Here is an 11,828-nt window from a genome sequence, read left to right on the forward strand (position 1 = left end):
CCGCGCTTGATACTAAACTACAAGAAGGGCTCAATAACCAAAAAATTGAGCCCACTGACACCATACATCTTGTAGACCTTGTCTATCTCCTCGTATAAAGCTCACGGATTGTCCCGGTTTTGCCTGAGCCAAGCGCGGCAAATCAATCCTAGCGACGCAGCCAAACTTAGGATACCCCCCAATAGTCTGATGATCATTTAACAAAATGATTGGTTTCCCGTCGTTTGGTATTTGGATAGACCCAAGCGCAATACCCTCAGATAAAATGCCATCGTAAGGAGGAGTGATAGTTTCACCTTCTAGGCGATAACCCATGCGATTCGAGTTTGGCGATATTTCAAATATCGTGGAATAGAAACGGTCGATCGCTTCTTGAGAGAAGTCGTTGTATTGATAACCCTCAATAACGCGAAGCTTGATAGGAAGGTTATAATCAGGCTTAAAACGAAAAGTCATTTGCTTGGACTTTCGGCTAGGGAGTGCGTGTGGGTTGAAACTTAAGATGTCTCCAGCTTTCAATGCCAAGCCATTTTGTTCGATGCCTCCTAAGGATTCTCTTAATACTGTTGATGAACTTCCTAAATGTTTCTCGACATTAAAACCGCCTTTCACGGCTAAGTAAGCTCGAAGACCATTGCGTGGCATTCCAAACTTAAGTGTTTGTCCTTTTTTTAACGAAAAGTCAGACCAATTGGTGAGTGCTATTCCGTCAATAGAAGCGTTTAAATCGCCCCCACAAATAGAAAGGTGACAGTCTTCTAGTGCTTTGAAGCTGGCATTCCCAAGCGTAATTTCAATGACTGAGCAATTTACAGGATTCTTTAATAGATGATTTGCCCAACTGTAAGCGTAATCATCAACCGGACCGCCTTGCGTAATACCAATATGAGCGAGCCCAAAACGACCGAAATCTTGAATCAATGAGAGTGGACCTGGTTTCTCTACGATTAAACCTGAAAAACTCATAATTTGCCCCCTAAATTGATGTATTCCTGTCTTGTGATTGAACTAAAAGTGACCTTGTCACCAACTTCAAAAGGAATAAATGGAGGCGTATCAGTGAACAACGAGATGGGTGCTCGACCTATGATGTTCCAGCCTCCAGGGCTATCTGAAGGGTAGACAGCGGTTTTACTGTCCGCTATCGCGACGCTGCCGGCTGGAACGTGAGTGCGGGGGGTATTGTGTCGTGGCATGTGTAATGCCTTTGGTAAGTCTGAAAGAAACGCGAACCCTGGCGCAAAGCCGATTGCTGATACCGTGTAAACCGTTTTGGTATGCAACTCGATCAATTCAGCCAACGGCAAACCAGCATCGTTGAATCGTTCTAAATCGAGCGCGGTCTCTTCTGAGTAGTAAACCGGAATGGAAATGTAGTTAGGTTGCTTATTATCCATCGAGCGGACATCAAAACGAGTAACGAGTTGGTTCAATTCTTTGAGGATGATGGATTCGTTAATTCTAAAGGGCAGGTAATCGATCAAAATAGTTCGGTATGACGGAACAACATTCATGATAATGAGGTTAAGTTTATCGGCAATCTGATGTGCTAACTCACCAATGTGTTCGACGGTCACCGCTTCATGAAAGCGAATCAGAATACTGCATTCAGAGATAGGAGAGATTGAAAACTGCCCTTGATTCATTAATTTCCTCCGGTGTAGAGACTTTGGCGAATCTTTTGAATCAATGCGATGGATTCGTCATTATCTCCGTGGACACAAATTGTGTCAGCTTCTAACAAAATATATTGACCCGATGCCGTTTTGACTCTTCCTGATTCAGCAAGCATTTTGACTTGTTCTAATATAGCGTGTTCGCTGTTTAAGACCGCATTAGGTTGTGTTCTGGGTGTGAGCATTCCATCATCTTGATACAGACGGTCCGCAAAGGCTTCAAATAACAGAGGTACATCAAAATCATCTGCTATTTCGAGATACTTTTCATTTTCTTGAGAGGCGAGGATCATTAGTGGAACTTTAAAAAGTGCCGCTGCTTTCACTACGGCGAGAAAAACGCCATCGCTTTGCATCATATCGTTATAAAGCGCACCATGGGGTTTGATATACCCTATGTCGGTATACTGCGCTTTGCACAAAGCTTGTAACGCGCCAACTTGATAAATCACCATGTTGGTAATTTCATCATTGGTCATTTTTAAGCTCCGACGACCAAAGCCTTGTAGGTCGGGATAACCAGGATGAGCACCAATTTCAACGTCGTGTTGGTTAGCGAGAGTAATCGTATCGTGCATGACATTAGGATCAGATGCGTGAAATCCACAAGCGATATTCGCCATGTCAATGTGAGGCATTACACTCTCATCGGCACCCATTTTCCACGCGCCAAAGCTTTCGCCCATGTCGCAATTCAGTGTCAGTTGCTGGTTATTCAATGTCATACGTTTATAAAAGTCCAAAGTATGCTCTAAAAATGCAGGAAATTACGTTTAAGTTCAGTGACTAACTTCATTCTTCAAGAAGAAGATTATCAAATGAAGTGGTGAAAAGATCGTCGTGTTCTTTGAAATGATCCGAAATTTTAAGAAAATCATGACTAATCAGTCTAATAATTGAGATTTACGGCTTCATTTCAAGATTTGTCGTGTTAGTCTTGGCTCTTCTTTTTTGTGTGATAGTTTGCATAGCAATCCTTTCGTTATTTTGATTGCTTTCTGCGACAGGAATATATATGTCATTACGAGCAAAGCTAATATGGCCGATTCTCGCTTTCATCACGGTCATCTTTGTTACATCTCAAAGTTACACGTCATATAACACTTATCAGTCCGCCAAACATGAATTGGTCGAACAGACCAAAGTTCTGATCAATGATGCTTCTCACTCAATTAAAGATGCGCTTGCAACAAAGAACAAGCCAAAAGCGCAAACCATTTTGGCTGATCTGCTTAAGAAGCCAAACGTATCACGCGTAAAGCTTTACGACAAAGACAATAATCCATTTGCTGTATTTGCTTTGGATGGCTTTGCTGCACCTTCGCCGACAGTTAAAGAGCGAAGTCGTCTGCATGAAGTAGGATACGCACTATCTGCACACTTTCTGTACGTTTTTGAGCCTATTATTCACGAAGGACAAGTCATCGGATCGATTAGGGTGACGTTGTCACGAATCCCATTGTTCGAAGTACGAGATGCATTGCTACAAGACGGTGGGCTGTTCTTAGTCATTCTTTTAGCTGGTGGAGTTATGTTCTACTTTGGGGTTGAACGACGAGTTCTTCGTCCCATAGAGGAAGTCAATCGAGCGTTGCAAGATTTAGCTAACGGGCATCACCTTAGTGGAAGGATTCACCATAAATCAAAAGACGAGGTCGGTGCATTGGTCGCTTCTTTCAACTTTATGGTTGAAAAACAGCAGCGACTTGAAAAGCAGCGCAAACATAGCTTGGAAGTGCTAGAGCGCCGTAAGGTGTTCGCCGAAGAAGTGATTGATTCTATTCAGGATTCGTTAATAGTCACGGACAACTTAGGGAGAGTGATTCATTGTAATACTGCTACGCAACGTATTTTTGAACATACTTACCAAGGGATAGAAACGGCAAACATTTGCGATCTAATCCAGACCAAGACGCCAAACGAGCTTGGACAAATACTAAGCCGAGGGCTTGAATGTGATGATATCCACCTGGAAAGTGGTGAAGGGAAGCAACAGCTAAGTTTAACCAGTCGACGCTTAGCGAAAAACGGCTATATGCTTTTCGTAATTCAGGACATCACAGAGATTGAAGAAGCGATGAATCGCCAAAGAGTAGCGGGTCGTGTATTTGAAAGCAGTCAAGATGGTTTAGTGGTGCTTAACCACCAAGGCATTATTACCATGGTTAATCCAGCAGTGACGAAGCTCGTCGGTGTAGAAGCTGACCAATTAGTGGGTAAGCCGTTCATCAAATCAATTCGCTGGAGAAAGCTACAAGCTATGATGCCGAGCATTCAAGAATCTATTGAAAACTATGGTATGTGGCAAGGAGAAGTGATTGAGAAGAACCATCTAGGTCAACTCGTTCCAATGTTTGCAAAGGTTAATTGCATTAACAAGAGCGATGACCAAAACACTTATGACATGGTCATCATTCTAACCGACCTATCAAGTGCAAAAGAGATGGAGCGTTTGGAGTATCTTGCACATCACGACGCCTTAACCGGGTTGGCAAATCGTTCTAAGTTCCACCTAGAGCTCGAAGAATTGGTACAAAGATCAGGCTATTTGCGCGACGAATTCGCGGTACTTTACTTGGATTTAGATGGCTTTAAGAATATCAATGACACTTATGGTCATGATGCAGGTGACGAAGTGCTCAAACAAGTGGCAGACCGGATGGCTGCGGCAACTCGGCATAGCGATTTGATTGCTCGTTTATCGGGAGATGAATTTGTCATGTTGGTCAACCCAGCAAATCAGAAGGTCGTAACAAGGATTGCAGAACAGTTACTTGAAACGGTTTGCTCTCCAATTGAATACCGAGGATCCCTGCTTAAAGTTGGCGTGAGCATTGGTGTGAAACTGGTTGGCGTTAACGAGCGTGACGCAACGCGTATTCTTAAGAGTGCCGATACAGCAATGTACCAAGCTAAGAAAGCAGGTAAAGGTCAAGCAATTTTAATGGGTTGCGAATCCCCAGAGACTGTTTAACTGTGGGCTAAAAACCTTTAGACTAGCGCGATTCGCGTCAGAAGGATATATAACATGAAAGTACTTGTTACGGGTGGTATGGGCTACATTGGCAGCCACACTTGTATTCAAATGATCGAAGCTGGTATGACGCCAGTGATCCTTGATAACCTATACAACAGCAAACCTACAGTGCTTGAGCGCATTGAAAAGGTTTGTGGTGCAAGACCTGAGTTTATTGAAGCGGACATCCGCGACAAAGCCGCGCTTGTTGAAGCAATGAGAGCGCACAACATTGAAGCTGTTATTCACTTCGCCGGTTTAAAAGCAGTGGGCGAGTCGGTAGAAAAACCGCTTGAGTACTACGATAACAACGTTAACGGTACGCTAGTGCTTGTTGATGCTATGCGTGAAGCAGGAGTTAAATCCATCGTATTTAGTTCTTCAGCGACAGTATATGGTGATCCTGCATCTGTGCCTATCACTGAAGACTTCCCAACTAGCGCAACTAACCCTTACGGTCGTAGTAAGTTAATGGTTGAAGAGTGTCTAACAGACTTCCAAAAAGCGAACCCAGATTGGAGTATTACGCTTCTCCGCTACTTCAACCCTGTTGGTTCTCATCCAACGGGTGAGCTAGGTGAAGATCCTCAAGGCATCCCAAACAACCTAATGCCTTTTGTCTCGCAAGTCGCAGTAGGTCGTCGTGAGTTTTTATCTGTGTTTGGTAGTGACTACCCAACAAAAGACGGTACTGGTGTGCGTGACTACATCCATGTAATGGACCTATCTGATGGTCATGTCGCCGCTCTTGAAAAAGTTGGCAATAAAGCTGGCCTGCATATTTACAACCTTGGTACCGGTAATGGTTATAGCGTTCTTGAAATGGTTAAAGCATTTGAAAACGCATCAGGCAAAGAAGTGCCGTTTAAGTTAGTTGATCGCCGCCCTGGTGATATCGCGGAATGTTGGGCTGACCCTTCAAAAGCTGCAAACGAACTTGGTTGGAAGGCTGAGCGCACGTTAGAAGAAATGACAGGTGATACTTGGCGTTGGCAGGCAAATAACCCTCAAGGTTACCCTGACGCTTAAAAAATCAAGTTTTACATATTAATAACAAAAAGGCGCACTTCTGCGCCTTTTTTGATCTAAATCGGAAAAATTCGTAAATTACTGGTTAAAAGGTAGCTTAGATAAATAGAACTGCTAAACTATGTCCGACTCTTAATTTAGGTCGTAAATTTTCTTAAGACTATCGGGGTAGTTCATGGAACTTGGTCTAATCATCGCTTTCATCGTGGCAGCAGCAATCATGGTGAAAAAAGAGATGGCAAAGCAGTAAGTTTTCATTTTTCATTCTTTTCTTAACATTTTTGAAATGAAAACGCGTAAAAAAGTCAGCATATTGCTGGCTTTTTTGTTTTTGTAGCGCAAGTTCTTCGTTTATGACTCATTTATCAATCATTTTCGCAATGTCGCTGCAGATAGTTAGCTTTGTTTGAAAGTGGAAAAACAAAAAAGCACCCAACTAAGCGGGTGCTTTACGAACAGTTTTATAAATTGATGTCACTTAGAACTGGTAATCTACAGAAATTGCCCAGTTACGACCCGGTAAGCTATGGAAGTCTTTGTTGTCCGTACTTTCGAGACCGCGAACATCTTGGTATGTCCAGTATTTCTTATCAAATGCATTGAACAAGCCTGCTGTCAGCGTTAGGTCTTTGATAGGCATGTAATATGCGGTTAAGTCCATTACACCGTAACCTGCCGAGTCAATTTGGTCATCACTAGACCAGTCATCTTTCTTAGCTGCAAGCTTAAGAGATGCAAGACCACCAAAATGATGCTCGACGTTGTCGTAACCTAAACCAAGTACAGAAGACAAAGGAGCGACACTATCTAGTGCTTTACCTGTTGTTTTATCTTCACCATCTAGGTATGTCACAGATACTCTCGTGTACATACCTTTAGGGGCGTCAAAAGCTTCATCTAGCAAAAGTGTAGAACTAAATTCAACACCAGAAATGTCGACTTCATCTCGGTTTACGATCGTGAATCGGTCTTTATTTGGATCGATTTTTGGTAGTTCTTCTGAGTCGATAAAGTCTTTGTACTGAGTGATAAAGCCTGTAAGTTCAAACTGCGCAAAGTTGTTTTGACCACGGAAGCCAATTTCGTAAGAAAGGCTTTTCTCGGCTTCTAAATCTGGGTTAGGAACGAATTCAGCACCAGTGTCGTATTCATAGTAAAGCTGCTCAACTGTAGGTGCCTTAAAGCCCTGACTGATTTGGGCAAAAGTACTTAGTTTGTCGTTAAGGTGGTAAACCGCGCCCAGTTTCCCAGTAAATGCGTCATTACTGTTCTTACCTCGTTCGGTAGTAAAGCCTGCGTCAGATGTTGGATCCGCTTCAAATGAATCGTAACGGATGCCCGCATTTAGTACTAATGTATCGTTAAGTAAGAATGCATTGTCTTGAAGGAAAATACCCCATTCGGTGACGGTGGCATCAGGGATTGTCGTTGAGCCAGGTTTACTAGTGCCATTGTCGTGGTAAATATCCACATTCGTTAGACTAAAATCTGTCACCACAGAATTTAGACCGTAGGTCAGTTCGTGAATTGCATTTCCGGTTGTGATTACCTTGTCGAACTGAGCATCAAACTGAAGCGACTCGTCTTCAGCTTGACGTAGGCGAGTGCGATCCCCGTTATAGCCAATGTAACCTAAATGGTCAGTGACATTAGCGAAGTTAGAGTTTTCGCTCTCTGTGACCTGATAGTTAAGGTCTAATTTCATTGAGTCGAAAGCTGCATTTGCTTTAGTGAGTTCGTAGTTTACGCCATAACGCGTACGTGTCATTTCATCACTAGCTTTTGCGTTAGCATAAGTAACGCCAGGTCTTGGACCAAAATTAAGTGTGTAGTTGCCACGACGATCGTTTTCATCGTAGTTGTAGTTATAGCGCTCGAAGACAAAGCCGAGTTTGTTGACATCGTTAATGTTGTAATAAGCTTTTGCCAAAATGTTATTTAGATCTTTGTCTGCTGGGTTCTCAAGACCACGTGCTGAACCATCAATGTCGGAACCATCACCGTAGGTTTCAAGCTCGCTGCCGGTAGAGTAAGTTCCCATCAATAGTGTTTCAAACTTGCCACGGCGCATTGCCCAAGTTAACGTGTTCTTGAATTGTTCGTCTGCAGAGAAGTAGCTCGATTTAATGCCAAAACGAGTCTCGTCACCGTCAGTTTTTAGAACGTCTGAAGGATCTTTTGTCTTAAGAACAACAACGCCACCCATTGCATCAGAGCCATATAGGGTAGAGGATGGACCCTTGTTAATCTCTATACTGGTCAGTGTGTCGAGTTCAATCGCGTTCGGATAAATTGCTTGAACCGCACCGCCCCCTGGATTGAAAGGAGTAGCTTGCTGAACGCCATCAATCACAACTTTCACGCGGTCGCCTTCCATGCCGCGAATGTTAAAGCCCGAAATGCCAAAACGACCGGAAGTGGTTGCTTCCACTCCAGGGGTATATTGAACGGCATCATAAAGGTTCTTTGAAAGTGTGCGGTCAATATCTTTTGACGATACGGTCTCAACTGAAGCTGAAACATCATTAACGTTTTGTTCGGTACGAGTTGCAGAGACGACAACTTCATTGAAAGTTGAGCTTTCTTCTGCGTATGCACCTTGTGATAGGGCAATGAGAATAGAGGCTGACAAAATTGATTTTTTATACATTGGCTTCAATACCTTAAGTCCATAATAGGCAATAACAACGTGCGGTATCTTAGTTTATGCAAATGGTAATTACTATCATTACTATTGTTATTTAGTGTTATTTTTGTCAATGGAAATTTGTGCTATGCGCAACCTAGTCTTTATTTATCAATCTGTTATATTGTTTAAAGTCATTTTCTAGTATAAATTTTTAAATACCACTACTGTGATTTAAATCACGCAAATAGGGAGCTATAGTGCAGAGCCCAATCACTTTAGAAGCACTTCATATCTTGGATGCTATTGATAGAAGAGGAAGTTTTGCTGCTGCTGCGAACGAATTAGATCGCGCGCCTTCTTCGCTTAGCTATCAAATTCAGAAACTGGAACAAGATCTCGATATCATCATTTTCGATCGTTCAGGTCACAAAGCACATTTCACAGAAGCCGGGAAGTTAATTCTTGAGCGTGGTAGGGCAATTCTGCAAGCTAGTGAGAAGCTTGTTAATGATGCAACGCTCCTGGCCAATGGCTGGGAACTTGATATTACGGTGGCTTTTGATGGAATTATTCCTATTTCAAATTTCTTCCCAATGGTAGATGCGCTATCTAACGTGAGTAGTACAAGGGTGAGGTTACAAGAAGAGATTCTTGCGGGAAGTTGGGAGTCGCTAAATACCGGAAGGGCAGACTTATTGATATGTCCGGCTCTCGATACACTTCCGCAAGATGTTAAGGCCGAAAAAATTGGTAAAATGAGTATGGTTTGGGTCGCCGCTTCTGATCATTATGTGCATAAACGAAGTGGGGATTTTGATGACAATGCCCGAGAAAAATATCGCGTTATTGCGATTGCTGATACGGCAAGAGAGCAGCCAGCGCTATCAATCAATGTAATGCAAAAACAGCCAAGACTCACAGTGACCAATTTCCCTGCCAAAGTTGAAGCACTAACTTCCGGGTTAGGTATTGGGACGCTACCAAGTCAAATCGCGGAACCTTTAATAGAGAGTGGCGTTCTTAAACGCATTGAAGGTACGGAAGAACAGCCAATTGATATTATTTTAGCGTGGCGCAGAAATACGATGGGCGAAGCCAAATCTTGGTGCGTACAATACCTTAAGAAAAATTGGCGTCTCAAATAAAAAAATCCCAGCATATGATGCTGGGATTTTTCGTTAAGAAGTGTGTTGATAACTAAAATTCGTACTTCGCTGTAATAGCCCAGTTACGACCGGCTTGTGTTAGGTCTTTATTCTCAGTTTTCATTCCGCTTACATCATTCCAACTGTAGTATTCTTCGTCTGCCACATTAAATACTCCCGCTCGCAGGGTGAGATCTTTAATTGGCTTGTAGTATGCAGTTACGTCAACAACAGTTGCTGAAGAAATTGGTAGGATGTCATCACCATTGATATCACTGCTGTCTTTCGACGCAGTGTAGTTAACCGTTAGTGAAGAACCCCAGTTTTGTTCAGAGTCGTAGTTGAAGCCAGCAACTAGATTCCATGGGTTAACACTGTTTAATGGATCGTTGTTTCCGTCTTCACCTTCAGTATAGGCTGCAGCAACTCGAGAACTAAAGCCTTTTACTGGCATGAACTTATCCCAAGACAGTTGGTTGGAAAATTCAATACCTTTGATTGTTGCTTTACCAATGTTCACGGATTGGTAAACCGCAGGGTCGATACCTGGAATGAAGCTGCCTGAAACTTGTTGTCGCTCGATAAAGTTATCGTAGTCACTGTAGAATACCGCGACTTCACTGCTTGAAATGTCGTTGTTGTGGCGCCAGCCAAACTCATAAGAAATACTTTCTTCTGCTTTCAAGTCTGGGTTTGGTTTGTTTATGTAACCGTGCATCGGGTTACCAAACGAGTAATACAGCTCTTGAAAATCAGGTGCGCGGAAACCTTGGCTTATCTGGGCAAACAAACGGTGTTGTTCGTTTAGTTTGTAGATCGTGCCTAAACGAGCAGTAAACGCGGAGTCAGAGAACTTTTTGTATTCGTTATCAGGGTTACCACTTGGGTTGTCGCTAGCGTTGCCAGGATCGGTTTCGAATGAGTCGTAACGAACACCAGGAGTGATGATGAAGTTGCCGACGGTAATCTCATCTTGTAGGAAGACTCCGTAACGACGTTCACTTGCCGATGGGATGTAGAAGATCTCTTTATCCGTCCCACCGCTATTGAACTCTTTGTTTATGTTCTTAATGTCTTTATCTAAGTAAGACGCACCATAAACGATGTAATGTTCAGTGCTACCAAGCGTTAGGTACTTATCTAACTGCACGTCGAACTGGAAGCCTTCATCGCTGTAGGTGTAATCTTTGCGTTGATTGTTCAAGCCTTTGACACGATGTGTTATACCAGTTTCGTCTTTACTTAAGTAATCTAGTTGCCACGTTAATGTGTCAGCAATTGATGCTTGAGCGTCCCAAATATGCTTAATACCGACTTGATATTGTTCAGTTGTATCTTCGCTTCGTCCATCCGTGTAGCCATCATATGATTGAATGCCATCACCTTCATTGCGAATGTAGTTACCGCTAAATTCAAGTCTATGTGCTTCGTTTAACTGATATTGTAATTTCACTAAAAGGTTATTGGCAGAGGTATCGGCATCCGCTAAATCACCAAAGTTATCAAGCTCGCTACCATCACGGCGAGTGTAAGCAACTAAAGACTCAAGGTCCCCGGTTTTGTTTGCAAGAGCTACCGATTCGCTGAATGTATTGTCTTCTGAAGAGTAGTTAAATTTCGCATGACCACCAAAATCACGACCCTTTAAGAAGTCCGAAGGGTCTTTCGTTTCGAAAGCTACAATGCCACCAATTGCGTCAGAACCATGCAAAGATGATGCTGCACCTTTTACGATTTCCACTGCTTTAACAAGATCGGTGTCAACTTCAACACGAGAAGAGTTAATAAAGTTATTGCCTGAATCGAACTGGTTACCTTGAGCAACACCATCAACTAGAACTTTAATTCGGTTGCCTTCGATACCACGAATGTTGATACTTTGAACACCTTGTCGGGCATTCGTCTCGACGGTAACTCCTGGCGTGTATTTAAATAGATCATCAAGACCGGTAATCATGCCATCTTCGATGTCTTGGTCTGTGACGACTGCAACTGACGCAGCAGTATCCTCGATTTGGCTATTTGTACGTGTCGCAGTAACAACGACTTCGTTAAAAGTTGAGTGTTCTTCTGCTTGTGCACCGTGAGCTAGAGCTAATAAAATTGATGCTGACAGAATTGATTTTTTATACATTGGTTCTAACACCTTATATCCATGATAGGCAATAACAACGGGCGATATATTATTTCACGCAAATGATAATTACTATCATTATTGTTATCACTAAAGTGGTGGTTAGGTATGTAAGAGAAATGACCTTTTTGTATTTAGTACATAAAATTCAACAAGATAGCTTTTTATGACATAAGCTCGACGATAAGTTCTATAAAAT

At 42.6% G+C, this 11,828-nt stretch carries 8 protein-coding genes; 3 read left to right on the plus strand and 5 right to left on the minus strand.

Features of this window, described 5'->3' with window-relative positions; genetic code table 11:
* Positions 1-30: 30 nt before the first annotated feature.
* The 3 genes from J4N44_RS21725 to J4N44_RS21735 are packed head-to-tail and all read right to left on the minus strand — an operon-like array spanning position 31 to position 2,401.
* On the minus strand, positions 31-966 hold the full coding sequence (locus J4N44_RS21725) for a 5-oxoprolinase subunit C family protein (protein ID WP_017189044.1): 936 nt from the start codon (positions 964-966) through the stop codon (positions 31-33).
* Positions 963-1,646, minus strand: a complete 684-nt coding sequence (locus tag J4N44_RS21730) for a 5-oxoprolinase subunit B family protein (RefSeq protein WP_252045778.1) — start codon at positions 1,644-1,646, stop codon at positions 963-965. The genes J4N44_RS21725 and J4N44_RS21730 overlap by 4 nt, the downstream gene beginning before the upstream one ends.
* Positions 1,646-2,401, minus strand: a complete 756-nt coding sequence (locus J4N44_RS21735) for a 5-oxoprolinase subunit PxpA (protein ID WP_038898935.1) — start codon at positions 2,399-2,401, stop codon at positions 1,646-1,648. Before J4N44_RS21735 ends, J4N44_RS21730 begins: the two co-directional genes overlap by 1 nt.
* A gap of 290 nt (positions 2,402-2,691) precedes the next feature.
* On the opposite strand from J4N44_RS21735, the gene J4N44_RS21740 reads away from it, so the two are divergent.
* On the plus strand, positions 2,692-4,650 hold the full coding sequence (locus J4N44_RS21740) for a diguanylate cyclase domain-containing protein (protein ID WP_017819611.1): 1,959 nt from the start codon (positions 2,692-2,694) through the stop codon (positions 4,648-4,650).
* Between the two features lie 54 nt (positions 4,651-4,704).
* Complete coding sequence (galE, locus tag J4N44_RS21745; protein ID WP_049537356.1) at positions 4,705-5,721, plus strand: UDP-glucose 4-epimerase GalE; 1,017 nt, start codon at positions 4,705-4,707, stop codon at positions 5,719-5,721.
* Between the two features lie 478 nt (positions 5,722-6,199).
* Here galE and J4N44_RS21750 read toward each other — a convergent pair whose 3' ends face one another.
* Positions 6,200-8,371, minus strand: coding sequence for a TonB-dependent hemoglobin/transferrin/lactoferrin family receptor (locus J4N44_RS21750; protein WP_017189048.1), 2,172 nt, complete (start codon positions 8,369-8,371; stop codon positions 6,200-6,202).
* A gap of 236 nt (positions 8,372-8,607) precedes the next feature.
* Between J4N44_RS21750 and J4N44_RS21755 the strand changes: the two genes are divergently transcribed.
* On the plus strand, positions 8,608-9,495 hold the full coding sequence (locus J4N44_RS21755) for a LysR family transcriptional regulator (RefSeq protein WP_029789342.1): 888 nt from the start codon (positions 8,608-8,610) through the stop codon (positions 9,493-9,495).
* 52 nt (positions 9,496-9,547) lie between these two features.
* On the opposite strand, the gene J4N44_RS21760 is transcribed toward J4N44_RS21755, so the two are convergent.
* Complete coding sequence (locus J4N44_RS21760) at positions 9,548-11,629, minus strand: TonB-dependent hemoglobin/transferrin/lactoferrin family receptor (protein WP_252045779.1); 2,082 nt, start codon at positions 11,627-11,629, stop codon at positions 9,548-9,550.
* Positions 11,630-11,828: the final 199 nt, after the last annotated feature.

Origin of the sequence: Vibrio sp. SCSIO 43155 (assembly GCF_023716605.1) — a bacterium.
Classification (GTDB): Bacteria; Pseudomonadota; Gammaproteobacteria; order Enterobacterales; family Vibrionaceae; genus Vibrio; species Vibrio harveyi.